The 23,569-nt window shown below is 70.5% G+C and carries 24 protein-coding genes and 1 pseudogene; 9 read left to right on the forward strand and 16 right to left on the reverse strand.

The genetic code is table 11. From position 1 onward, the window contains the following. Nucleotides 1–12: 12 nt before the first annotated feature. A complete protein-coding gene (locus ACZ7IB_RS10110; RefSeq protein WP_470910972.1) occupies nt 13–834 on the forward strand; it encodes an HAD-IIA family hydrolase in 822 nt (273 codons plus the stop codon). On the opposite strand, the gene ACZ7IB_RS10115 is transcribed toward ACZ7IB_RS10110, so the two are convergent. The 5 genes and pseudogenes from ACZ7IB_RS10115 to ACZ7IB_RS10135 all read right to left on the reverse strand — a co-directional run bounded on the left by ACZ7IB_RS10115 (nt 722) and on the right by ACZ7IB_RS10135 (nt 4,346). Beyond that, the gene (locus ACZ7IB_RS10115; RefSeq protein ID WP_470910975.1) at nt 722–1,297 is read right to left on the reverse strand and encodes a hypothetical protein; all 576 of its coding nucleotides are present in this window, start codon (nt 1,295–1,297) and stop codon (nt 722–724) included. The two genes, ACZ7IB_RS10110 and ACZ7IB_RS10115, sit on opposite strands and share 113 nt — an antisense overlap. 70 nt (nt 1,298–1,367) lie before the next feature. Continuing rightward, entirely contained in the window at nt 1,368–2,165 is a 798-nt protein-coding gene (locus ACZ7IB_RS10120; RefSeq protein ID WP_470910977.1) for a VOC family protein, read from the reverse strand. A 377-nt stretch (nt 2,166–2,542) separates the two neighbouring features. Continuing rightward, a pseudogene (locus ACZ7IB_RS10125) lies at nt 2,543–2,716 on the reverse strand (MMPL family transporter); the annotation flags it as partial. Nucleotides 2,717–2,751: 35 nt separating this feature from the next. Then, on the reverse strand, nt 2,752–3,291 hold the full coding sequence (locus tag ACZ7IB_RS10130) for a CAP domain-containing protein (protein WP_470910979.1): 540 nt from the start codon (nt 3,289–3,291) through the stop codon (nt 2,752–2,754). Between the two features lie 431 nt (nt 3,292–3,722). Further along, nucleotides 3,723–4,346 (reverse strand): CAP domain-containing protein, encoded by a 624-nt coding sequence (locus ACZ7IB_RS10135; protein WP_470910983.1) that lies wholly within the window; start codon nt 4,344–4,346, stop codon nt 3,723–3,725. Nucleotides 4,347–4,972: 626 nt separating this feature from the next. On the opposite strand from ACZ7IB_RS10135, the gene ACZ7IB_RS10140 reads away from it, so the two are divergent. After that, nucleotides 4,973–5,122: a hypothetical protein gene (locus ACZ7IB_RS10140; RefSeq protein ID WP_470910985.1), complete on the forward strand. Its 150-nt coding sequence runs from the start codon at nt 4,973–4,975 to the stop codon at nt 5,120–5,122. Nucleotides 5,123–5,143: 21 nt separating this feature from the next. Here the strand turns inward: ACZ7IB_RS10140 and ACZ7IB_RS10145 are convergent, their stop codons facing one another. The 7 genes from ACZ7IB_RS10145 to ACZ7IB_RS10175 all read right to left on the reverse strand — a co-directional run bounded on the left by ACZ7IB_RS10145 (nt 5,144) and on the right by ACZ7IB_RS10175 (nt 11,465). Continuing rightward, on the reverse strand, nt 5,144–5,953 hold the full coding sequence (locus ACZ7IB_RS10145) for an enoyl-CoA hydratase/isomerase family protein (protein WP_470910987.1): 810 nt from the start codon (nt 5,951–5,953) through the stop codon (nt 5,144–5,146). Beyond that, a complete protein-coding gene (locus ACZ7IB_RS10150; RefSeq protein WP_470911186.1) occupies nt 5,950–7,080 on the reverse strand; it encodes a cytochrome P450 in 1,131 nt (376 codons plus the stop codon). Before ACZ7IB_RS10150 ends, ACZ7IB_RS10145 begins: the two co-directional genes overlap by 4 nt. 329 nt (nt 7,081–7,409) lie before the next feature. After that, a complete protein-coding gene (locus ACZ7IB_RS10155; RefSeq protein ID WP_470910990.1) occupies nt 7,410–8,798 on the reverse strand; it encodes a cytochrome P450 in 1,389 nt (462 codons plus the stop codon). Between the two features lie 94 nt (nt 8,799–8,892). Next, nucleotides 8,893–9,483 (reverse strand): GTP-binding protein, encoded by a 591-nt coding sequence (locus tag ACZ7IB_RS10160; RefSeq protein ID WP_470910992.1) that lies wholly within the window; start codon nt 9,481–9,483, stop codon nt 8,893–8,895. Next, complete coding sequence (locus ACZ7IB_RS10165; protein ID WP_470910993.1) at nt 9,458–9,832, reverse strand: DUF742 domain-containing protein; 375 nt, start codon at nt 9,830–9,832, stop codon at nt 9,458–9,460. The genes ACZ7IB_RS10160 and ACZ7IB_RS10165 overlap by 26 nt, the downstream gene beginning before the upstream one ends. Further along, the gene (locus ACZ7IB_RS10170) at nt 9,829–10,236 is read right to left on the reverse strand and encodes a roadblock/LC7 domain-containing protein (RefSeq protein ID WP_401996448.1); all 408 of its coding nucleotides are present in this window, start codon (nt 10,234–10,236) and stop codon (nt 9,829–9,831) included. Before ACZ7IB_RS10170 ends, ACZ7IB_RS10165 begins: the two co-directional genes overlap by 4 nt. Next, complete coding sequence (locus tag ACZ7IB_RS10175; protein WP_470910997.1) at nt 10,233–11,465, reverse strand: ATP-binding protein; 1,233 nt, start codon at nt 11,463–11,465, stop codon at nt 10,233–10,235. Before ACZ7IB_RS10175 ends, ACZ7IB_RS10170 begins: the two co-directional genes overlap by 4 nt. 679 nt (nt 11,466–12,144) lie before the next feature. Here ACZ7IB_RS10175 and ACZ7IB_RS10180 point away from each other — a divergent pair. The 6 genes from ACZ7IB_RS10180 to ACZ7IB_RS10205 all read left to right on the forward strand — a co-directional run bounded on the left by ACZ7IB_RS10180 (nt 12,145) and on the right by ACZ7IB_RS10205 (nt 17,078). After that, nucleotides 12,145–12,459 (forward strand): hypothetical protein, encoded by a 315-nt coding sequence (locus tag ACZ7IB_RS10180; RefSeq protein WP_470910999.1) that lies wholly within the window; start codon nt 12,145–12,147, stop codon nt 12,457–12,459. A gap of 483 nt (nt 12,460–12,942) precedes the next feature. Further along, nucleotides 12,943–13,149: a hypothetical protein gene (locus ACZ7IB_RS10185; RefSeq protein WP_266360070.1), complete on the forward strand. Its 207-nt coding sequence runs from the start codon at nt 12,943–12,945 to the stop codon at nt 13,147–13,149. A 223-nt stretch (nt 13,150–13,372) separates the two neighbouring features. Beyond that, nucleotides 13,373–14,242 (forward strand): JmjC domain-containing protein, encoded by an 870-nt coding sequence (locus ACZ7IB_RS10190; protein WP_470911002.1) that lies wholly within the window; start codon nt 13,373–13,375, stop codon nt 14,240–14,242. 35 nt (nt 14,243–14,277) lie between these two features. Next, nucleotides 14,278–15,156: a JmjC domain-containing protein gene (locus ACZ7IB_RS10195; protein WP_470911004.1), complete on the forward strand. Its 879-nt coding sequence runs from the start codon at nt 14,278–14,280 to the stop codon at nt 15,154–15,156. 236 nt (nt 15,157–15,392) lie between these two features. Further along, nucleotides 15,393–16,454, forward strand: coding sequence for a helix-turn-helix transcriptional regulator (locus tag ACZ7IB_RS10200; protein ID WP_470911006.1), 1,062 nt, complete (start codon nt 15,393–15,395; stop codon nt 16,452–16,454). Between the two features lie 162 nt (nt 16,455–16,616). After that, nucleotides 16,617–17,078, forward strand: coding sequence for a hypothetical protein (locus ACZ7IB_RS10205; protein ID WP_470911008.1), 462 nt, complete (start codon nt 16,617–16,619; stop codon nt 17,076–17,078). Between the two features lie 37 nt (nt 17,079–17,115). Here ACZ7IB_RS10205 and ACZ7IB_RS10210 read toward each other — a convergent pair whose 3' ends face one another. The 3 genes from ACZ7IB_RS10210 to ACZ7IB_RS10220 all read right to left on the reverse strand — a co-directional run bounded on the left by ACZ7IB_RS10210 (nt 17,116) and on the right by ACZ7IB_RS10220 (nt 18,281). Next, nucleotides 17,116–17,346 carry a hypothetical protein gene (locus ACZ7IB_RS10210; protein ID WP_470911011.1) on the reverse strand — a complete coding sequence of 77 codons (231 nt, stop codon included), beginning with the start codon at nt 17,344–17,346 and terminating at the stop codon, nt 17,116–17,118. A gap of 203 nt (nt 17,347–17,549) precedes the next feature. Beyond that, nucleotides 17,550–17,777 (reverse strand): response regulator transcription factor, encoded by a 228-nt coding sequence (locus ACZ7IB_RS10215; RefSeq protein WP_470911014.1) that lies wholly within the window; start codon nt 17,775–17,777, stop codon nt 17,550–17,552. A 258-nt stretch (nt 17,778–18,035) separates the two neighbouring features. After that, nucleotides 18,036–18,281, reverse strand: coding sequence for a hypothetical protein (locus tag ACZ7IB_RS10220; RefSeq protein ID WP_470911017.1), 246 nt, complete (start codon nt 18,279–18,281; stop codon nt 18,036–18,038). A gap of 253 nt (nt 18,282–18,534) precedes the next feature. On the opposite strand from ACZ7IB_RS10220, the gene ACZ7IB_RS10225 reads away from it, so the two are divergent. Next, on the forward strand, nt 18,535–19,989 hold the full coding sequence (locus ACZ7IB_RS10225; protein ID WP_470911021.1) for an eCIS core domain-containing protein: 1,455 nt from the start codon (nt 18,535–18,537) through the stop codon (nt 19,987–19,989). A 628-nt stretch (nt 19,990–20,617) separates the two neighbouring features. Here the strand turns inward: ACZ7IB_RS10225 and ACZ7IB_RS10230 are convergent. Further along, entirely contained in the window at nt 20,618–23,569 is a 2,952-nt protein-coding gene (locus tag ACZ7IB_RS10230) for a S1 family peptidase (RefSeq protein ID WP_470911024.1), read from the reverse strand.

Genomic DNA, 23,569 nt, shown 5'->3' on the forward strand with positions numbered 1-23,569 from the left:
AGGGTCGGTTGCATGGGACGAATCGGAGCGGTCCTGATCGACATCGACGGTGTGCTCACGGTGTCCTGGAAGGCGCTGCCCGGCACCGTGGCGGCCATGGAGCGGCTGCGCGAGGCGGGTCTCCCGTTGGCGCTGGTCACCAACACCACCTCCCGCACCCGCGCCTCGATCGCCGAGAAACTGGTGGGCGAGGGTTTCCCCGTCTCCGCCGACGACATTCTCACCGCTCCCGCCGTCACCGCCGCTCACCTGCGGGAACACTATCCCGGAGCCCGCTGCCTGCTGATCAACACCGGCGACGTCCGGGCCGATCTGACGGGCGTGACACTCGTCGACGAGGACGCGGACGAGGAGGAGTCCGGTTCGGCTCATGGCGGGGCGCCGGATGTCGTCGTCCTCGGCGGGGCCGGGGACGCCTTCACCTACACGGCGCTCAACCGCGCCTTCCGCCATGTGCAGCGCGGTGCCCGGCTCGTCGCCATGCACCGGAACATGTACTGGCGCACGGCCGCCGGGCTCGACCTCGACACGGGGGCCTTCCTCCTGGGGCTGGAGCGAGCCGCCCGCGTCGAGGCGGAGATCACCGGCAAACCCGCCGGGTCGTTCTTCGCCACGGCCCTGGCACACCTCGGCGCCGGCGCGCCGCACGCACTGATGGTCGGCGACGACATCGAGTCGGATGTCCTGGCGGCCCAGCGCGCCGGGCTCACCGGCGTACTCGTCAGGACCGGCAAATACCTCCCCGAGACACACCGGGCGGCCGACGGCACCCCTGACCAGGTGATTGACTCCTTCGCCGATCTCCCCGCTCTGCTGGAGCGGCTGGGGGCGTGAGGAAGCCGGGGCAACCGCCCCTCACGCGTCCCGCAGCCGGAACATCGCCGCCCCCGCCGGCAGCGCCGCTCCCGCCCAGGCCGCAAGAACGCCGAGGCCCGGCCAGGGGGGCGATCGGCAGGGCGTCGAGGTTCTGGGTGGCCTGGACCGCCAGGCCCGCCGACGAGGGGGCGAGCTCCTGCAGGCGCTCCCGCCAGGTCTCGTCGGCGGCCATCAGCGCCACCACGGGAAAGGCGTACAGCAGGCCGAGCACGGCCGTGATCGCCCCGGCCGTGTCCCGTACGACTGTCGCCGTCCCCAGGGAGAGCAGGGCGATCAGGGCGAGGTAGAGCACCGAGCCCGCGGCGGCACGCAGGGTCGGGGGCTCGGTGAGGGAGAGTGCGGCCGTGCCGAAGCCGTTGCCGGGGAGGAGGAGACGGCCGGCCAGCAGTGAGCCGAGGACCGCGAGTGTGCCCGCCGCCACGGCGGCCCCGCCCGGTGACCACCGTCGCCTTCGCGGCGAGAACCCGGGCACGGACGAGTGGTCCCGGAGGTCAGGACACCGGGGACGTCTTGGGCACCTCGCCCTCGGTCGTGTCGACGTCGATCACGGAGAACGCCGCGCCCTGCGGGTCCGTCAGCGCGGCGAAGCGGCCGAAGGGCATGGTCATCGGGCCGAACCGCAGGATCGCGCCGCGCTCGGTCGCCTTCGCCACGGCCGCGTCGCAGTCCGCGACGGTGAAGTACACATTCATGTGGGGCGGCACCTCGGGCGGGAATTCGTCGCCCATCTTCATCCGCCCCATGACCGTCTTGTCACCGAGGTTGAACATCCTGAAGTCGACGGCGTCGTCCTCCATCTTCACCATGCTGTACGGGAAGACGGCGGAGAAGAAGGCGTCCGACTTCTCGGGCTCCCGGGTGAAGACCTCGGCCCAGCAGAACGCACCGGGCACGCCCTGGGCCTCGAAGCCCTCATGGCTGCCCGCCTGCCACACGCCGAAGACGACACCGCTGGGGTCACGGGCCAGCAGCATCGTGCCGAACTCGCCCACCTCCATGGGGTCCATCAGCGCCTCGCCGCCGTTCTCGCGGATCTTCGCGGCGGTGACGGCGGCGTCCGGTGAGGCGAGATACAGACACCAGGCCGACTGTCCCTCCTGGCCGGGCATCGGGGGCACGACGGCGGCGACCGCCTTGCCGTCGGCGTACGCCTGCGTGTAGTCGCCGAACTCGGACGAGGACTCGCCGAACGTCCAGCCCAGCACATCACCGTAGAAGCTCTTCGCTCCGTCGAGGTCGGGGAACATCGCGTCGGCCCAGCACGGCGTGCCCTCCGGGTGTACAGCCATGACGTCGACTCCTTCGTGCTCGGTGGGGTTGTCCGGCTTTTCACGCTAGCCAGCCGACCGCCTGCCCGCGCGCTGGAACCGGGGCCGCCGACCCTGGTGGCGTACACCGTACGCACGAGTGCGCATGCCGGTCGGGGCCATGACCGTGACGTCAGCGGTCCAGGAGCGGACCCGCGGTGGTGGCGCGGGCCCGCGCCACCGCCTCCCGGCCGTCCGCCGACGACCTCCATGTCGTCGTGGGAGTCGATCAGCAGCCGCAAGATCCCGGCCGGCAGCGCCTGGTCATCGGCCGGCAATACCCGGATGGTCACCGCGCAATCGCCCTCGACATCTACCTGCGGCACGACCTTCCCCAGCCACCGGGGCAGCCACCACGCCCGGTCGCCGAGGAGGGCGAGCAGCGCGGGCAGCAGGGTCATCGCGACCAGGCCGGCGATCACGACGGTGCTCGCCGCGGCGAGGCCCATCTTGGTGAGGACGGGAATGCCGACCACGGACAGGCCCGCCAGGGCGATGACGACGGTGAGGCCGGCGAAGACGACGGCGGAACCCTGCGACTGAGAGGGGTGTCTGCTGAGCGGGGCGCCTACTGGGCGGATTGCCTGTCGGGCTGTCCGAAGTCCTGGGTCCAGTAGTTGCCGGGCTGCGCGAGGCCCACGCCGATCTCCTTGAACGAGCAGTCGAGGATGTTGCGCTTGTGGCCGGGGCTGCTCATCCAGCCCGCCATGACGCTCTCGGGGGTGGTGTAGCCGTAGGCGACGTTCTCGCCGTACGCGCTCCGGTCGTATCCGGCGTGCGTGATCCGGTCGCCCGGGGCCGAGCCGTCGGAGCCGGTGTGGGACATGTTCCGGTGGGAAGCCATGTCCGCGCTGTGCTTCCGGGCGGCCTTCATGAGTTTCGCGTTCAACGTCAGCGGCGAGCAACCGACCGCGCTGCGCGCGCTGTTGACGAGCTTCAGCAGGCGGGCGGCTTCCTTCGCACGAGCGCCGAAGACGGCCGAGGCGGCGGCGGAGGGCACACCCGCGGCTTCTGCGGTTTCCGTGACGCCCAGGGTTCCCACGACTCCCAAGGTGACGACAGCAATGGCCATCCGTCGGCGGGACCTCTTCGCGTGGTGCTTCCTCATGTGTGTGACCTCACTCGATACTCGATGTTCGCGTGGGAACGGCTTCAAGAGGGTGCTGCGGGAAGCGTCTGACTCGTGAACGACCTGCACGTAGCCCGGCCTCCGGTGTCCTAGCCGCCTCCGGCGGTCCGCACCTGGTCCACACTGCGACGAGCAATCCCGCATCGTTCCCTGTTGTCAGTGACGGGTGTCAGACATTTCCCTATAAGTGAAGACTTTTGATCGCTTGGTGCATTGCAGACTCGCAGGAGTGAGGTCGAGAATTTCGTCGACGATTCCCTCAAGTGGCTTGGCTTGGCGGACAGCAGCAGGGAAGGGGCAGCCCAGGGCGGTATCGCTGACCGTCCGTGGGACCGGAATCCGGACACGACTGGGCCCACTTCACCGCGTTCGCGGTGAAGTGGGCTGATTATCGGACCGTTTCCGAAGTCCTATCGGGCCGTTCCGAAGTCCTGCGTCCAGTAGCTGCCGGGCTGCGCGAGGCCCACGCCGATCTCCTTGAACGAGCAGTCGAGGATGTTGCGCTTGTGGCCGGGACTGTCCATCCAGCCCGCCATGACGCTCTCGGGGGTGGTGTAGCCGTAGGCGACGTTCTCGCCGTACGCACTCCACTGGTAACCGGCGCGCGTGATCCGGTCGCCCGGGGCCGAGCCGTCGGAGCCGGTGTGGGACATGTTCCGGTGGGAAGCCATGTCCGTGCTGTGGTCCTGGGCGGCCTTCGTCAGCTTCGCGTTCATGGTCAGCGGCGAGCAACCGGCCTTGGAGCGCTCGCTGTTGACGAGCGTCAATATGCGGGCGGCGGCACCGGACGCCGGAGCGGCGGGCTTCGGTGCGCTTGTGGATGCGGCGGGCTTCGGTGCGCTCGCGGGTGTGGCGGGCTTCGGTGCGCCCCAATGTGCGGTGCGGTGTGCGGCGTGGGTCCGCCACGCCTCCGCAGCCGGCTTCTCGTGGGGGTCGAAGCAGGCCATGGCGGCAGAGGGCACAGCCACGGCTCCCACGGCGACGACAGCGACGGTGATCTTCCGGTAGGACGTCTTCCTGCGGTGCTTCCTCATGCGTGTGACCTCGCTCGATAGTCGCGGAGCAGCTCCGCGCGCTCCCGCGCCCTGGCTCGCAGGCGCCTTGCGGTCGTCATTCTTGGAACGGCGTTCGGGGCGGGGCAACAAGCGGAAGTACTACCTCCGTCCGTAGTTCCGGACGGCGCTTGAAACGGGCGCACGAGCGTGCCGACGACGGCCGGCACGCTTCGGGATGCGCTGTCGCCCCGTCAGAAGCCCTCTCTCGCCCGTCGAACGGGCGAGAACGACGAGCGGGCCGCATGCTGGCCTAGCTCGCACGTGCATATCTGCGCCAAGGCGGACAAACGGCACCATGTCGTCGAGGTGGCATCTACTAAGCAGTGCCCTGAGCCACGAAAAGCTCTGTGTTCGATGTCACCGGCAGGCTGTGCAACCATCCGCCCCGGTCCACTCCCGCGGTCATGAATGACGGCGCGTGACCGTGGCGGGCGGTGGTGTCGATGGAGGTACGGGGCGGCCGGCCCGGGGGGCCGGGGGTGCGTGGCCGCCGGTTGAGGACGGCCCCGGCCGGTGGCTGTGGCGAGCGACTTCGCCGTGCTGTGCGCCCTGGTCGCCCGGCGTGCGGGAGTCGCACTCGTACCGTTCCTGACCAGTGCGCATGAGTGAGTCCTGGACCCACTGCTGCGTTCTGGCGCATCCTTCTGGATGCGCTGGGTTCCCGCTTTCTCGTCCCGTTCGCCCTGTACCACGCGGGAACGGACCGGCACCCCGGCATCCGGCACGTCCTCGACCGTCTTGCCGCCGCCCGGTAGCGCCGGTTGCTCGCCTCGGGCCTAGCGCCTCGCTCCGGTCCCCCCGGCGTCGCGGGTCCGGCGGGTCGCGGCCGCGACGGTGGCCATCAGCTCCGCGTCCAGGACGGACGGATCGGCCAGGCGCGTCGGGGCGGCGTACGAGTTGAGCAGTGCCTTCGTGACGCGCAGGGCGGCCTCGGGGCGGCGCACGATGGGCTTGGTCCACGCGGTGACCGCCTCGTCGAGCGCGTCCGCGGGCACGATGCGCTGGAGGACCGACAGTTCGTACGCCTCGGCGGCGTCGAAGGCGCGGCCGGTCAGGATGAGTTCGCGCGCACGGGCGGCGCCCACCTCATGGATCAGTCGGGGCAGCACGCCGCCCCAGGCGGTGGGCAGCCCGAGCGCCAGCTCCGGCAGCCGGAAACCGGCGGTGTCGGCGCCGACGCGCAGATCGCAGGCGAGGGCCAGCGCCAGTCCCGCGCCGATCGCCTTGCCCTGGATCCTGGCGATGGTGACCGCCTGGCTGGTGGAGATCGCCTCGCAGACGCGGCGGGCCTTGTCGCCCGCGATCCGGATGCCCCGCCCGGTGGGGTCCTGGTCGAGCCAGTCGGCGAACTCGTTCCGGTCCCCGCCCAGGCAGAAGTCGTCCCCGGCACCGCTGAGCACCAGCACCCGGACGTCGGGGTCCGGTACGGCCAGGACCGTCAGCAGATCGTCCAGCATCGCCTCGGTGACCGCGTTGCCGGTGTCGGGGCGGTTCAGCTCCACGCGCAGGACGGGGCCCTCGCGCACGGTGCGTACCGTGCTCGGCCGCCGGTACGGGGACAGGTAGTCGGGGAGCGAGAGCTTCAAATCGCCACGCCCAGCGAGGTCACACGCCTGAAGACCAGACGGGACGCGTAATTGGGCCCCGTGACGGCGCGCAGGGTGGGGAAACGTTTCAGGAGCTGGGTCAGGAGCGTGCGTGCCTCAAGGCGGGCGAGGGCCGCGCCCAGGCAGTAGTGCACACCGCCCCCGAAGGTGAGGTGGGTGCCGGTGCGCTCGATGTCGAAGGAATCCGGGTCCTCGTTGCGTCGGGGGTCGTGGTTGGCGGCCCCGTACATGACGTGGACCATGCTGTCCTTCGCGATCGGCACGCCCGCCAGGACCGTGTCGTCGGCGGCGATCCGGGTGTTGATGTGGATGGGCGGGTCGTACCGGAGGGCCTCGTCGACGGCGGCGTCGATGTATCCGGGGTGCTCCGCGAGCCATGCCCACCGGCCGGGCTCCCTCAGCAGCAGCCCCACCATGGTCGACAGCAGCGTCGCGGTGGTCTCCAGAGAGGCGATGGTGACGAACATGGTGAGACGGTAGAGGATCTCGTCCGCCGCCTCACGGTCGGGTTCCATGGCGTCCCAGGTGTGTATCCAGCCGGTCAGGACATCGTTGCCGGGGTTCGCGCGGCGCTGTTTCACCAGGTCGGTGAAGTACGCGCGCAGATGAACGGTCGCCTCGGCGGACACGGCGAGCTCGCTCCTGGTGGGCAGCAGCTCCTGGGCGTGCACCTGGTTGTGGGTGATCTCCAGGATGTGGGAGTAGTCCTCGGGCGGGATCCCCAGCCAGGAGCCGATGGTGCTGATCGGGAGCTGCTCGCTGACCGTACTGACGAAGTCGGTCTCGCCCCAGCGCAGTTTGTCGGCCAGCTCGTCGAGAAGCCGGGTGACGTGCTCCTCGACCTGCGGGGTCAGCCGTTGGATGGTGGAGCGGTCGAAGAGGTTGCCGAGGCTCCGCCGCTGGCAGGTGTGCTCCGGCGCGTTGAGGCGCGAGAGCGTCTTGGTCATCTCCTGCGTGGCGACCGCGTCCCAGCGCTCGGTATCCGCCTGGCGTTCCTGCCAGGCGAAGTCCGGTGCCAGCCAGTTGCGGCCGCGCAGTACCTCGCTGCATGTGTCGAAGCCGGTGACGAAGTACGCGTTCCAGGGAGCGCGTACGACATCACCCATGGATCTCAGCTCGCCCAGGAGGGCGTAGGGATCAGCCTGCCCCTCCGGCGATTTGAGGCGCCGTAGGAGGGAAATGAGGGCACGGCGGTCGACGGTGGCAGGCCTGTCTGTGCCACATATTGCGCTCACGCAGAGTTCCTTGTCCTGGGCTCATGGTTACGGCCAGAACCTACCCCTCCGCATGTATGTGCCATGCGTGGTTCTTTGTTGCCCGTGTCACAGGCGAATGCCTTGTTGGCCCCTTGCCATATCTCGAACGATCCCCATGCCGGCCTGCATGACGAGCAGTTATGCGGACAAGTCGTCAGAACCCATGGGCCGGCCCTCCGTCACACGCGGAAGACGTCCAGGAAGGAACTCCACCAGCCCTTCGTCTTCTTCTGTGGCTCCATGTGGTCGTAGCGCACGGCGGGAGCCTCCTCGGAGGCGGCGATCCGGGACGAAACGGGCGACTGTGCGGCCGTCGCCGTATGGCGCGCGGCACTCGGGCTGAACCGGACCGGCAGGGACACCAGCGCCCGGTGGAACGGACCCGGCCGCCATTCGACCGCCGAGGCCGGCACGGCGAGGGTGAGGTCCGGCACCGTGTTGAGGATCTTCTCGATCGCGGTGAGGGCGATGAGCTGTGCGGGGGACTTCGCCGGGCAGACGTGGGGGCCCGCCCCCCAGGCCAGATGGGCGCCCTTGCTCAGGGTCTGGCGGGCATCGGTGAGCGCGGGGTCGCTGTTCGCGGCGGCGAAACTGATCAGTACGGGGGTGTTCGCCTTCAGCGTCACTCCGCCGAGGTCGACGTCCTGGACCGGGTAGTGCGTCGCGTAGTTGGCGATCGGCGGGTTGTTCCACAGCACGTCGTCGAGGGCGTCCTCGACCAGCATCCCCGTCCCTCGCCGCTGCGGACCCCCGGTGTCGTCGGACAGCATGAGGAGCAGTGCGTTGGCGATGAGATTGCGTTCCGGCTCGATGCCCGCGCCCATCAGCATGACGAGCTGGTCCTTGAGCTCCTCGTCCCGCAGGCCCGCCGGGTGCTGGATGAGCCAGGACGTGATGTCCTCGCCGGGCTGACGCCGCTTGAGGGCGACGAGCTCCATCAGGCACTCCGTCAGCTCGGCGTTGGCCCGCAGTACGTCCTCGCCGTCGAAGATCGCGGACATGCCACGGGTCAGCCGGTCGCCGATGTCACCGGGGCAGCCGAAGAGCTGGTTGAACAGCAGCAGCGGCAGAAGCTTGGCGTAGTCGCCCAGCAGGTCGGCGCTGCCGCGTTCGATGAACTGGTCGATGAGGTAGTCGGCGATGCGCTCGACATCCCGGCTGAGCCGGGTGGTGTTGAGGCGGCCGAGGCTCTCGGTGACCGCCTTGCGCAGGCGAAGATGCTCGGTGCCGTCCGTGAACAGGCAGTTGGGCCGGTACGCCATCATGGGCAGCACCGGACTGTCGAGCGGTACGCGGCCCTCCCGCAGCGCCGCCCACCGCCGTGAGTCACGGGCGAAGAAGGAGGGATTCTGCAGGACCCGGAGCGCGGCCTCGTGCTGCACGACCAGGGTGGCCTCCACCCCGGGAGCCAGCTCGATCGGAGCGGCGAGCCCGTGCGCCCGGAACTCGTCGTACACACGCTGCGGATCGGACGCGAACTCCGGCCCGTAGAGCGACGTCTGCCGCTCACCGTGCATCGGGCACCCGGTGGGGGCGCTGTACGGGGTGGCTCCCGGCTGAGAGTCCATGTGTGATTCCTCGGTGTGATCGCGGGCCTCACAGGGCCCGGACGGTGGACGGAAAACGGGGCTCGGGCCCCCGTGCCGACGTACGGAGCAGAGGTCAGGCCACCCGCACGAGAAGGTGCTGGACCAGATTGATCAGGGCCTGTGCGGACGACTTCTCGTCCCGGGCGTCGCAGTAGACGACCGGGGTGTCCGGAAGCAGATCGAGAGCCTCGCGCAACTCCTCCTCGGCATGCCGGGAGTACGGGTCGAAGCTGTTGACCGCGACCGCGTACTCCAGCCCGTACGTCTCGACGAGATCGATCACCGGGAAGGTGTCGGCGAGACGGGCCGGGTCGACGAGGAGCAGCGCGCCGAGCGAGCCCCGCGCCATGTCCTCCCACAGCTCGACGAAGCGCTGCTGACCCGGCGTACCGAACAGGTACAGCACCAGTTCGTCGCTGAGCGTCAGACGGCCGAAGTCCAGCGCGACCGTGGTCGTCACCTTGTCGGGCGCGCCCCGCAGATCGTCGATGTGGGCACTGGCCTGCGTCATCCTCTCCTCGGTGCGCAGCGGAGTGATCTCGGAGAGGGTGCCGATGAGCGTCGTCTTGCCCACGGCGAAGTGTCCGACGACGAGGATCTTCGCCGCACGCTGTACCGCGTCCGGCACATAGATGTTCTCAGCCGAACCGGACGTGGAGTCCATGCAACACCTCTTCGAGGATCTTCCTGTCAACGAGCTGAGCCGGCGGTGGCGCCTTGCGCCGCATCAGATGACCCTGATCCGCTAAGTCGTTCAGCAGCAGCCGTGCCACTCCGACGGGCAGCTGCAGATGGCCCGCGACCTCGGCCACCGACAGATAGCCGCCGGAGCACAGCTCCCAGATCGCCCGGACCTCGGGGCTCGGGTTCGGGGGCTGCTGCCGGTCGGGTGCGATGGTGACCAGAGTGACGAGGGAGAGGCCCTCCGCATCGGGCAGGCCGCGCCCGCCGGTGATGACGTAGGACCGGACGAACCCGCTGCTGACCGCCTGCTCTTCGCCCGGGGTCGTCATGCGCCGCTGCTTCCGGCGTTCTGGCGCGGAGGTGTGGTCATCGCCTTCCCCAGCGCGGCGACCTGCTGCTGCATACGGAAGGACATGGCCTCCATGTCCACGTCGGCCGCGGCGGCGGCCGCCAGATAGGCGCCGGTACCGGCAGCGATCAGGAAGATCCAGCCGTGCTCGTACTCGAGGAGTGTCTGGTGCCAGCGGCCGGGGGTCTGGGCGCCGATGAAGGGGGCGACGGCCCGGCTCAGCGACTGCATGGAACTCATCGCCGCCGCCACGGTCTCCGCGTCGTCCCGGCCGATCTCACTGGAGTTGGCCAGCAGCAGACCGTCGGCGGAGACGAGGATCGCGTGCCGCGCGCCGGGTACCTGGAGCACATCGTTGAGCACCCAGGACAGATCGGGGTTCACTGGAACTCGGGTCCTTCCATCGTCGTCGTGTCACGCCCGGTCCGTGTTCCGCGCTGGAACGCGCCCAGGCGGGAAGCGGTCTCCTCGTTGCTGCGCACCGGCCCGGGTTCGGCCGACGGCACCACTGACACCGGGCTCTTGCGACGACGCTTGGGCAGGCCACCGGCGGTGGTGAAGGACCCCGTCGGCTGCGGGGCGGGGGCCGGATGTGCGGCCGGAGGGAACAGGGGAGTCGGAGGCGGCGTGGGTGCCTGGCGGCGGGGGAGCGCCGACACATCCGCGTTGTGGCCACCGGGGGCCGCAAGGGGCGCCGGGGGTGCTGGTGCATCGCCGGTGAGAAGCTCGTCGGGCAGGAGAACCACCGCGCGTACGCCTCCATAGGGGGATACGGAGTCCACCGAGACCTGGAACCCGTAGCGGGCGGCCAGCACGCCGGAGACGGCGAACCCGAACTGTGGGGGAATGCCCAGGCTGGAGACGCTGATCGCGGCCCGGGGCGCGAGGAGAGCCGCCGCGCGGTCCTTCTCCTCCTGGCCCATGCCGAGACCGGCGTCGTCGACGATGAGGCAGACGCCCTTCGGGACGGCCTGGATGTTGATCTCCACCGGAGCGCCGGGCGCGGAGTAGTTGGTGGCGTTGGCCAGCAGCTCGGCGAGGACCACCGCCACCGGTTCCACGGCCTTGCTGACGACGGAGAAGTTGACCTGTCCGTTGACCCGGACCCGGTCGAACTGCCGGATACGGCCCTGGGCGCTGCGGGCCACGTCGAAGACGGAGGCGACCGTCTCCCTGCGTCCGAGCCAGCCGCCGCACAGCACCGCGATGCCCTGCGCACGGCGCCCGAACTGGCTGTTGGCGTGGTCGATGGCCATCAGGTCGGCGAGCATGTTGGGGTCGTCGCCGTACTTCTTCTGGGCGTTCTCGATGACCACCTGCTGCTCGTCCGCGAGCCCCTGAAGGGTGCGCACGGCCGCCTTGAGGACGGCCTTGGTCTCCTCCTCGGCGTCCTTGCGGACCTCGGCCAGCTCGACGGACTGACGGTGCAGCAGGCCGCTGTGGGTGACGTGGAGTTCATCCCGCTGCCGTTGCAGCGTGTCGCGTTCCCCCCGGAGGTCGGCGTTCTGTCTGCGCAGTCCGATGTTGGTCTTGCGAGCCCGCAGGACGGCACCCACAGCGACCAGTGCTACGACAACCAGTGCCCAGAAGAGAGGGCCCTGTGCAAATGTCATGAGACTCACTTCAAGTGCCATGGCTATGGAAACGGCTTGACGCTCCCTCATGCGCGGTACAGCCCGGACTCGTTGAGTCACGGATCGCGCCGCGCAGGGAAGGCCCCTCCGAAAGTGGGGCCGAGGAATTCATCCCTCCCGGAATGCCCCCATATGCCATCAGCCCACTGGAAGTAAGATGATCTTAGCATCGGCCTCTCGGGTAAATGTCAAGACCAACACGCCAGTTGCACTCTTGACGCGGAATGTTCACATCAGGGGCTGAGTCGCCGCCCCCGCCACCCCGGCCACCACCCTGGCCTCCGGCGACGAGATGTGACGGATATTCAGGTCGGTATAGGGACCTTACGGAACTCAGGGGACTGCGGCAGCTTGTTCACGGAGTCCTCGAAGTGCGCGTACGGGCGGCGACCGGGGCCGCTCGCCCGGCGTGAGCAGCACGAGCCTTCTGCTGTGACGGGGAGCGATCGGTACGAGAACGAGATCTTCCGGAATCGGCGGCCGTGAGACCTGCGGCGGGACCGATGCCCCCGAGCCGGCCGCCCTGGCGTCTCCCTCGGTCAAGTCCGCCGGCCCCTCCACGGTCGACCTGGACCTGGTCGGGGCGGCCCACTGTGCGGCTGGATATTGCAGAGATCTGCCACTGCGGACATTACGGCCGTGAGCGAGGGCTGAGGACATGAGCAATTCTCCTCCGGTCCCGCATCCGGCCGTGATCCCGGTGTTCGCAGGAGTCAACGCACTCGATGTGACCGGACCGGCCGAGATCTTCGCGCCGGCCGGCCGGATGCTGCCCGACGGCCGGGCGCTGTACGACGTACGGGTGGTCGGGGAGCGCCGCGGTGACGTGGCGACCTTCTCGGGCGTACGGGTCTGCGTCGACGGGACGTCTGCCGGTGAGCGCGAGAGGCCGGACACCGTACTGGTGCCCCCGGACGAGGACGAGGCCGTCTACGTCTCCGGCGACACCGTCCATATTCCCGAACTCGACTAAATCGGCCGACGATTCACGATCGGCACCGCCCTGCTGCACCCCGGCGCCGGGCACCCCCCTGTCCTTCACCGACCACATCACCGCCGCCGACCGCCCGGCCACCACCGGCTGAGCAGGGTGCTGAACGGATTTCAGGCGGCACCCAGGAAGCCGGGTCCGTTCCGTCGGACTGCAGGGAGGAGTACCTGCCGACGCCCAGCAGCTCTGCCATGGCGACTGGTCGCCGACGGGTCGTGGAGGGCCTCGGCGGACCACAGGGGAGGGCGGACGGGGTCGAGCCGACGGGGGCTCCTGACGAGGGGCCCGGCAGCGGTGTCACGGCGCGCCCGCCCCTCCCGGGACCTCGGGTCACGTGCATGCGGGAGCGGGCTCTCGTCACTGTCGGCGAAGGCGGGCGGAAACCAGGATTGAGACCAGCCAAGGGGAAACGCCCCGGGCAGAACCCCGGTCCTCACAGGGCCGGCCGATGTCACAGGAGATCTCATGAACCTCTCGCAGAACACCGCGCAGCCGACCGACGCCCAGCCCAAGGCCGGCCTGACCCTGTCCCGCAAGGCTGCCCTCGGCGTCGCCGCGGCCGCGGTCATCGGCGGCTCGATGTTCGCCCCGAGCGCCTTCGCCGCGTCGGACTCCGCGCCCAGCCACTCCGTCGAGGCGGGCTGCGGGGACTGCTACCCGGACGTCATCTGATCCCGGCAGTCGTCCGACTCCGGAAGTCGTCCGACGCCGGCAGTCACCCGGCCCCGGCAGCCGGCCGGCCCCGGCAGTGACCTGACCCGGCGGCCATCCGGCCCCGGAGCCGTCCGACTCCCGGAGTCCCCTTCGGATCCGACCCCGACAGCGCCCTGACGGGGCCCGCCTGCCACCCGGCCGGCGGGCCCCGCAGCCGGAGCGTGAGCAAGGAGAGTGAGCCGTGAACTGGCTCGAACGCTGTGTTTCCGACGCGGAACGGTTCCTCCGTACGCAGTGGCGCCAAGGACCCGTCGTGCTGCGGCCGGACGATCCGCCCACCGAAATCCTCACCCCCGCCGACCTCGACGACCTCATCGACTCGGGCGCCCTGAGAGTGCCCTACGCCGGACTGTTCACGACGGCGGGCGCCGTGCCGGAGGCGGCCTTCTGCCCGCCACGCGTGGTGGCCGGGCGGTATATCGAAGGCTGGCTCGACCCGGAGCGCGTACGGACGCTGATCCGGGAGGAGCGGGCCACCCTGCAACTGCGCTACGTCAACCACTGGTACCCGCCGGTCCGGCAGCTCACCGCCGGTCTCTCCGAGCAACTCGGGCGGCTGGCCGAGGCGTTCTGCTTCTATTCGCAGCCCGGACGCTTCGGCGCCGTACACCGCGACGACGGCGACATCCTCGTGCTCCAGCTCAGCGGCGCCAAGCACTGGCAGGTGTTCGGCGGCCCCACCGACGCGGGCTGGCAGCCCGTACGGGAGGACGACCCGGGCCCGGTCCTGCTCGACACCGTCGTACGGCCCGGCGAGGTCCTGTACGTCCCGAACGGCTACGCCCACACCGCGCAGGCCACCGAGGACGGCCCCTCGCTCCACCTCACGATCGCGCTGCGTGAGGCCGGCGCCGGGCATCTGCGCGCGGAGCTGCAGTCCCTGCTCGCCTCCGGCCTCGCCCTGCCCGCCCGCCCCCTCGAAGACGCGGATCTGACCGGGACGGCCGCCGCCCTCCTCGACCACTTCCGCGACAGGCTCGACAGCGCGAGCGCCGAGTCCCTCGTGCGCAGCGCCCGCCTGCACGCGTACAGCAGCCGCCCCACGGCCTGACCGGCCGGAGCACCCGACGGAGAGTGAGACCAACGATGGACTGGCTGAAGCGATGTGTCCGCGACGAGCAGGAGTTCTTCGCCATGCACTGGCGCCGCGCTCCGGCCGTGCTGCGCCCCGACGACCCCCCGGTGGACCTCCTGGACACCGCCGAACTGGACGGCCTGCTCGATGCCGGGCTGCTCAAGGTGCCCTACATCGGGCTCGTTCACGAAGACAGTCATGTACCCGTTGAACGGTTCTGCACGCCCCGGGTGGTGCTCGGCGAGGTGGTCGAGGACTACGCGGACGCGGAACTCGTGCGCCGGCTGGTCGACGAGGAGCGGGCCACCGTACTGCTGCGGTACGTGGACCAGTGGCACCAGGGCGTACGGGCGCTCACCACGGGCCTCGCCGAGCAACTCGGCCGCCAGGTCGAGGCGTTCTGCTTCCGCACCCCCGCGGGCACCCAGGGCCGGCCCCTCCACCGCGACGACGCCGACGTCCTCGCGATCCAGATCAGCGGGGAGAAGCGCTGGCGCGTCCACGCCGGACCGGCCGACGGGAACTGGGAACCGGCCAGGGAGGACGGCGACGCGGGCGAGGTGCTGCTGGAGACCGTGCTGCGACCCGGCGAAGTCCTGTACGTACCGAGGGGGTTCGCGCACCATGCGGACGCCGTGGGCGACACTTCGTCCGTCCACCTCTCGCTGACCGTACGCGAGGCGGGCACCGCGAACCTGTATGCCCTGCTGCAGGCGCTCCTCGCGGACGGAGCCGCGATCCCCGGCCGGCCGCTCGACGACGCGGCGCTCACCGATGCCGCCGAGGCCCTGATCGGCCACACCCGCCGCACCCTGGCGACTCTGACCCCCGAGGCGCTGGTGGCCCACGCGCGCGCCGCGATGCGCGCGACGATGCCGGCCGCCGCGTGACGCGTCCGACCGGTGCCGGTCCCTGAACCGCCGCGCGGCCCCGCAGCCCGCCAATCAAGGACCGCAACGCATGGCTCGCAGCTTGCAGCTCGCAGCCCCCGAAGCCCTTGCGCTCGGGGGCTTTGCGCAGTCCTGACGCGACAAGATCTTTTCTGCCTGTCCCTTCTGCCTATCCTTGCCCGGGGCATCCGATGCGCCGGTCGGCACCACCCGTCATACGGCGACGAGGGGGGTACGTGGAAGGGCAGGAGCAGGTACGCACCGGGCCGTTCGAGGCGGCCCGGGGGCTGGGCGAGAACGACCTCGCCGTGTACGGCTGGGTCCTCGAACACCGTAAGGGCGACCCGGAGGCCGTGGCCGAAGCCACCGGGATCGGCCATGAGGAGGCCACCCTGAGTCTGGAACGGCTGCGGCGGGCCCGGCTGTTGCACGCGCAGAACGCTACCGGGGGCCCCCGGGAGCTGTTCGCGGTCGCGCCCGAGACCGCGCTGGCGCAGTTGGCCGCACCCGTCGAGGCGAAGATACGCGAGCAGCAGGACGGGCTCGCCGGTATGCGCCAGGACCTCGGTCCGTTCGTGGCGTGCTATCACCAGCGGCATTCCCGCAGCGAGTCGCTGGAGCTGCTGGAGAACGTGCAGGACGTCCGCAACACCCTCAACCAGGCTTCGAACCGCTGCCGCACAGAGGTGCTGACCAGCCAGCCCGGCGGCGGGGCGCGGGATCCCGAGGCGATGCGGGAGGCGCTGGTGCGGGACCAGTTGATGCTGGAGCGCGGCATCCAGCTGCGTACGCTCTACCACCACACGGCCCGTTTCAACGGTCCCAGCCAGGCCTACGTGGCCGCCGCGTCGGCGCTGGGCGGCAAGTACCGCACCGCGCACGAGCTGTTCGGCCGGCTCATCGTCTTCGACCGCGAACTCGCCTTCATCCCCGTACAGGACGACAGCTGGGGCGCCGTCGTCATACGGGAGCCGTCCACGGTCAGGTACCTCTGCGAGATATTCGAGCAGACCTGGGACCGGGCCACCCCGTTCGCCGATGCCGTCAGTCAGGGCCTGGAAGAGGTCTCCCGGGAGATCCACGAGACGATCGTCCGGCTGCTCGCCGCCGGTCTGAAGGACGAGGCCATCGCGCGCAGGCTCGGTATGTCGCTGCGTACCGCCCGTCGGCACATCGCCGACATCATGGAGGAGCTGGACGCCACGAGCCGCTTCCAGGCCGGCGCCCACGCCGCGGCCCGGGGGCTCCTGGTGAACACCGCTCCCGAAGCGCAATCGCCTGACGGCCCGGTCGCCTGACGGCCTTCGGCCGACGAAGACCGTATCCGGCGGTGTCCGGCCCGTGCTCCCGGTAGCGAACTCACGCGACTGGCCCGGGGCCGTCCGGTGGCGGATGCTGTCAGCAGAGCCCGCGCGGGACGCTTCCCGCGCGGCGCTTCGGCGGCGAGCACGAGGAGGGACATGGACGGCCGGCCCCTGGCACCTCCGGCACCCCGGGCGGAGAGTGAAGGTGCGCTCCATCTGCGGGAGTTGCTGCTGTTCCTCTCGGTACACCTGGACCGGGCGCCCGGCGTGATGTGGCCCGAGTACGAGCATCCGGCCCTCGGCAGCCCGGAACGGCCGGAAGCACTCGACGGCCTGGCCACCGAATTAGGCCTGCGTACCGGCCTGGTCGCGAGCAGCCGGAAAAGCCGCACATGCGAGGGGATGCGGAACCCTGCCGCACATCTGGTGATCCATCAGACCGAGGGCGTGGGGTTGTGGCGACTGCGCGGCGACCGGGCCGATGGCGGCGCGGGGTCCTTCCGGCACCGGCTGCGGTCGGGCGAAGTCCTCTACATTCCGGCACGCTGGTCCTGGACGGTGGAACTGACGCCGGGAGCACAGTACGTGGTCACCGATCTGACGCCGCCCGGCAGTTAGGCCCTGTCGGCCCCTTGGGCGCCGGGTGCCCGTGGGATCAGCCGCCCCATGAGGTGTCGCACGTGTGCACCAGTCCCTGGTCCGGCAGTTCCCCGTCCGCGACGTTCCATCCAGTGGCCGGGTCGCTCGTGGTCCCCTCGACGGAGACGGGCACCGACGAGAGTGCGATGCCGCCGCAGTCGATGTCGGCGGCGTACGCGGGGGAGCCCGGCTGGAGGACCAACAGGGCAGCGGTGGCGGTGAGGAGCAGGGCAAGGCGCTTCGGCATGATTCCCCCCGGGGACATGGTGGGGCCCGCCCTTTTTGGCGGGCCCGCTCCGGTTCGTGCGGTGTGTGACAACACTGGCCCAGGCCCGTCGCGTATGGACGGGAGCGAGCCCCTCACCAACGTGCGTGACCGCTAAGTGAAGGGGGCTCAAATAGTCCCAGGCCGACGGAAGTCCGGCGAAGTTCCGGGCCGGGCGTGCTCGCTCAGGCCAGGTAGCCCCGCTGAATGGCCAGTACCACGAGCTGGGTGCGGTTGGTCGTGCCCGTCTTGTCGCGGAGCCGGCGCAGATGGGTGTCGACCGTGTGCGGGCTGATGCCCAGCCGGCGGCCGATTCCCCAGTAGGTCTCGCCTCCGGCGAGCAGCGTCAGGACCTGGCGCTCGCGGGGGGTCAGTGTGGGCTCGCAGACAACGGTGTTCAGGGCGTCCGGCATGGCGGGCTCCTCCTCGTCGACGGGTGACCGGCGGGCGACCTGTCGGGCTGGTCCCGTCCGGGCATTCACCACACTGGGCCACCTGCTGACCCGCCCGCGAGGGACCGGACGCCTCATCAACCTGCCTGACAGCAAAGCGAGGTGGTGACAAAGAGGACGAAGCGCTCTGCGTCGGTGCGGGTGCGGGCGCAGGGCCGACGCCGGGCCGACACGGGGCGTCGCGGGCGGGCCCACCCGTGACGCCCCGCGTCGGAAAGGTCAGGACCTGACCGGAGTGATCTGGGAGGTGCTCTCGGCGACGGCCGGCAGGCGCTGAGCGCCCTGCGTGACGCGGCTCGCCGACGCACCCCAGCCAGGCGCCGCCCGTATGCGCTCACCCAGGCCCGCCTCGCCGGACTGCTCCTCGACGCCGGGCACCTCGACGAGGCATGCGCGCACGTCCACCTCGCCCTCGACCGCTACCCACAACCCCACTCCGCCCGCGCCGATTCGGTCGTCCTGCACCTCACCGACCGGCTGTGCGTCTTCCCCCGTCAGCGGCAGGCGGAGTCGGCGCTGCAGCGGGCGCGCTGGCTGAAGCGGGCCCGGAGCGCGCTGGTAGTACCCACGCCCCGGGCAGCTTCCGCCGATACCCGCCAGGCGGACGCGCTGCCCATACGAGCCACCGCATCGTGCCCGTACACCCCTTACCCGCGACCGCTGCACCAGGTATGTAGGGAGAGCACAGCGAAACTGCCAGCCCTACGAGCGGAAGTCCATGCACGCGCAAGAGCCGACAAAGAACGAAAAGCAGCCGCAACGCCCCGCCAAGAGCGCGGCCGCGCGGCCGGGGGAGGCCCCGAGCAGTCGGGTGCCCGATGCGCTTCTCGAGCTGCAGCGCACCGTTGGCAACGCGGCCGTCGTCCGTATGCTCCAGCAGGACCGGCACCGGCACGGCGCGGGCTGCGGCCACCAACAGCCCACGGCGGAGCCGGTGCAGCGCTCCGCCGTGCACGACGTGCTGCGCGCTCCGGGCAAGCCGCTGGACGAACCGCTGCGCCAGGAAATGGAATCCCGCCTCGGCGCCGACTTCTCCGACGTCCGCCTGCACACCGACTCCGCGGCCCGCGACTCCGCCGCCGAGGTGGGTGCCCGTGCCTACACCTCCGGCAGCCATGTCGTCATCGGCGACGGCGGCGGCGACAAGCACACCCTCGCCCATGAGCTGACGCACGTCATCCAGCAGCGCCAGGGTCCGGTGGCCGGTACGGACAACGGGTCGGGACTGAGCGTCTCCGACCCCGGCGACCGCTTCGAGCGCGAGGCCGAGGCCAACGCGGTCCGGGTGATGAGGCGGACGCCCGAGCAGAGCGCCCAGCGCGACCAGGGCCCCCAAGGTGCCCCCGTACAGCGGGAAGCCGACGCCATGGCCCGGGGCACGGCGCGCGGCACCGACGCGACGGTCCTCCAGCGCTTTTCCCAGGTCACCACCGTGGAGTTGGGGCCCGCACGGGTTTCGGAGAACCGCCTCTACCTCATGACCGTCACTCCCGGGGCGGACACCACCGTTATCTGGGTTGCGGAGGACGCCCCAGCGCCCCGGTACTGCACGCCGACCGGGCAGAGCGGGGACATCGGGGGGCGCACGTACGCGGAGTACGAGCCGTCGACGACCTTCCTCGCGGACTGTGCCCACACCGCCGAGGAGATCATGCACCAGCAGCGGCTGGCCCTGGGACAGGACGCCAGCGAATTCGCCTTGGGCGGAAGCCAGTTCGGCTTGGGCGAAAGGGAAAACGCGGAGGGCGCCCTGGCCTACGCGCATGCCAGGCCCGGCGGCCCGCACGCGAACGGCGAGGAGCAGCCGGACCCCGGCCAGGCGTTCGCCATCGTGGAGACCGCGTGGGACGAGGACTACGAGCTGCCCACCAACACCAGCGGGTGGCCCTACCACGTGGCGGCCGTGGTCGCCGTGGACGGTGATGACCGCATCACCGTGGAGCAGGCCGCGGACGGCACCGACGCAAAGGCCCGCCAGGGGCACGAGGGCATCGTCGACATGTATACGGCGGGCACGGACCCGACCAACGGGCAGGCGCTGCCGCACAGCTTCCACGGGCGAAACACCGGCGGTCCGGTGCAGCACTTCTCGGTCGGCGCGATCACTGTCATCCTTCAGCCGATCAACGTGGGCGGTCTCAGAAGGGAGACCGGCCGCCGGAAGCTCATGTGACCCGACCCGACCCGACCCGACCCGACCCGACCGCCCTGCCCCTGAACGCCTGCCCGTAGAACCCGAAGCCGGCCCGTAGCCGCCCCGCAGGGGCGCGGCTACGGCCTTGTCGAGTCCGGCCGGCAGTGCGGCCCGTTCGTGGTCGTGCATCGGGCCGACGGTGTAGTCCTCGCTGCGGCGGACGGGGAGGGGCAGGGGCTGCTGCAGCGTGCGCCCCACGCTGAGGGGGGCGCACGGCGGGGCCGTGTCAGATGTCCAGGAGACGGTTCGGCCGAACCGTTTCCGATCAGCCACATGCCTTATGTGCCTTCATCATTGGAGCGCCGTCTGACCTGCGCAACCGCCTCTCTGACCCTGGATAACAATCGCCGTACGCGTGATCGCCCACTTCGAGGCGCTGCTCGGCGCAGGCGTCGATCCGGTGGCCCTGACGCGGTCCGCTGCCGGGCCGGCCGGCCCGGCATGGGGCAGGGCTGGAGCTGCCCGACGGCCGCGCGGCGCGGCTCCGGCCGGACAGCGCCGCACTGCCGGGCGCGCCCGCGCACCTCTCGGGGGCCTTCTGGTGCGGTCCGGACAACAGACAAGCCCCGGGCCACCGGCCCGGGGCTTCGGTGCGCAACCTGCAGCGTCAGACCTCGCCGCGCAACCGCTCCGCCTCCTCGGTGAGCCAGGCCGGACGGACCATCTCGACATTGCGTCCGACGCCGTCGGCGGCCCGGGCCAGCGCGTCGGCGGCCGCCCGCGGGTCGCGCACCGTCCGGGCGTGGGCCGCCTCGGCGAGCGCCTGTGCCGCCGCGGCTTCCGCCGCCCCGGCGAGCTGCAGCGAGGTGGCCGCCCGCTCGGCTGTCTCGGCCGCCTGCCCGTACCGGCCGTCGGTCCAGTACGCCCACGCCATGTTGTAGAGGCAGACTCCCTCGGTGCGCGGATTCTCCATCGCTGAGGCCGCTCCGAGCGCCGCCTCCAGCGATGTCAGAGCTTCCGCGACCCGCCCCAGCGCGAGCATGGCCACGCCCTTGGCGTTGAACGCGTAGTCCGTTGCTTCCTGGATACCCGCGTCCCGGTAGGCACGCACGGCCCTGTCGCCCGCTGCGATGGTCTCCTCCCAGCGGCCCATGGCCAGCAGAGCCGTGAAGCGGGCGTTCCATGAACGGGCCTCGGTGAACAGGTCCCCCGACGTACGCGCGAGTTCGCTCAGCCGGTCGGCACCGGCAAGGGCCGCCGCCCCGTCGCCCAGAGTGCTGTGGGCGAGGCTGAGATCCAGGACGGCATGCACCTCGGCTTCGGCGTCGCCGTTCTCATGTGCCAGGTCACCGGCCCGCGCGAGCGGTCCCATGGCGGCATCGAGGCGGCCCAGCTGACGGTAGGCGTCGCCCAGGCCGAACATGGCGTTCTGCAGCGCACGGCGGTCGTCGAGGCGCTCGGCCATGTCGGCCGCCTCGGCGAACAGGTCCGCCGCGTCTGCCAACGGGCCCGCGCTCAACCGGGCGTGCCCGAAGCCGATGAGATGGGCGAGGCGTGCCCGGTCGTCGGTCAACTGTCCCTCCACGGTCAGATGCATCGAGATCGCCGCAAGCACCGAGCCCTGCCAGACCATCCATTCGCCGATCGCGCCGAGGACCAGTGCGGCGCCGTTCATGTCCCCGGCGCGCACACGGTGGTCGAATTCACGCCGGTACGGCTGTATGTCGTCCAGGGTGCGCCAGTTCGCTCGGGGCGGTTCGATACGCGCGTACCAGTCGGCCGCCCGCCGTTCCACAGAGCGCCGTGCCAGCGCGCCGTCCCGTGGCATGGCGCCGTACGCGAGGTCGGCATCCATCGGGTGCAGCGCGAAGGTGCGGCCGGCCCGGTCCACCGACAGCATGCGCATCCGTAGCAGGCGGGACAGGACCGGCGCGACGGCGAGCCCGGGATCGAGGCCGGCCACGATCCACTCGATCGCCTCCCGTGGCACGGGCGTGCGCAGCACCGCGAGGACGTTCAGCACGGTGCGGCCGTCGGGGCCTAGCTGCTGGTAACGGTCCTGGGCGAGGCCGGCGACCACGTCGCCCCGCAGGGCGAAGTCCTCCAGTACGTCCTGCAGCGTCGGCAGAGTCAGCATGTCGTCGGCCATGGCGCCCACCAACAGCTCCAGTGCGCGCGGAACCCCGTGGACGTGGACCGACGCCTGCAGCAGCTGATCGTCGGACAGCTGCGCCACGCCGAGGCTGCCGTCCTGGTCGAGTTCGCGCAGCAGAGCCACGGACTCGGTGGGCGGCAGCCCGTCGGACAGCTCGACCTCCGCGGCGAAACGGCGCAACTCGGGCCCGAGCCGCAACGGTATCTGCGAGGTGACCAGCAGCCGTGGCGTGGATCTGGCCCGGAAAAGGCAGTCGAGGAAGACCGTGAGTTCCTCGTCGTGGAGCAGGCCGTCGTCGTCGAGCAGGTCCTCCAGGTTGTCCATCAGGATGATGAAGAGCCGGTCGCCCATCGCGGCGAACAGCTCGCCGAGCTTGTCCTGCACGGGGCGGTTCGTGGCCCAGATGTCCAGCAGACGGTTCTCGCGGTCGGAGCCGAGCACGCGGGCGCAGTCGAAGTAGAGGCGTTCCAGGGAGATCCCCGACGTACGGGTGCTCAGATTGACCAGCCCCGACGGAACCGGAGCCCGGGCGTGGCCCGGCCACTCACCCTGCTCCAGCATCTCCATGACCTTGGCCGCGACCGCGCTCTTGCCCATGCCCCGTCGGCCGGTGACGGTCACCATGCGAATGGCCGGATCGGAGAGGTGACGGCCGATCATCTCGCGTTCTTCAGCACGGTCCTTGAACAGCTCGAGCCCATGCGTGACCGGCAGCCCGATGACCTTTGAACCTGCCTGCGGAGGCGCGGAATCGGCAAGGGCCGGCCCGGGGCACACGTCGGGCAGCGCCTGGGGGTCGGCGATCGCCAACAGCCCGGCCAGCTCTCCCCGGCGCGGCTCGCCGACCCGGCTCAGGGTGTGGTCGATGCGTGCCGCTGTCAGCCGGCCCAGCCCTTCCCGTCGGTGGTGCTCGGCGACCACCCCGACTATGTGGGACCCGGCCCATACGGCGGAGCCCGACATCCCCGACCATGGCGACACCTTGGGGTCGGGGTCGGCAGCCGCCACCGGAACGGTGATCTCGAGGGTGCCGGTCCTCAGGTTGGACAGCGCAGCCACGGTCCCGTCCGCCTGGTGCAGTTCCCGGAACTGCCTACCATCGGCGCTGCGGCGGCGCTTCCACAGCGGGAATCCCGCCGCATGCACATCGATGACGGCATGACGGTCGTCGCCGATACGCCCGAACGTTGCGGGCACGACGGGGGCGGCAGTCGGCGGAGGCGCGAAGGTCAGTACAGCCACATCCGTGTCACTGTCCGACCAGGCCACCTCCGCGGCCGCGACCCACTGCCCCGGCCGGTCGGCATCGAATCGCACCTGCACGCCCGCGGCCTCGGAGACCACATGGAACGCGGTCAGCACCGCCGTGTCGCTGACCCGGTAGCCCGACCCGCGCCGCCCGCCACCGACGGTGGTGGTGACGATGACCTCCGCGATGCGGTGCGGGTCCAGTCCTCCGCTCAC

This window comes from Streptomyces sp. NPDC037301, from assembly GCF_055602785.1.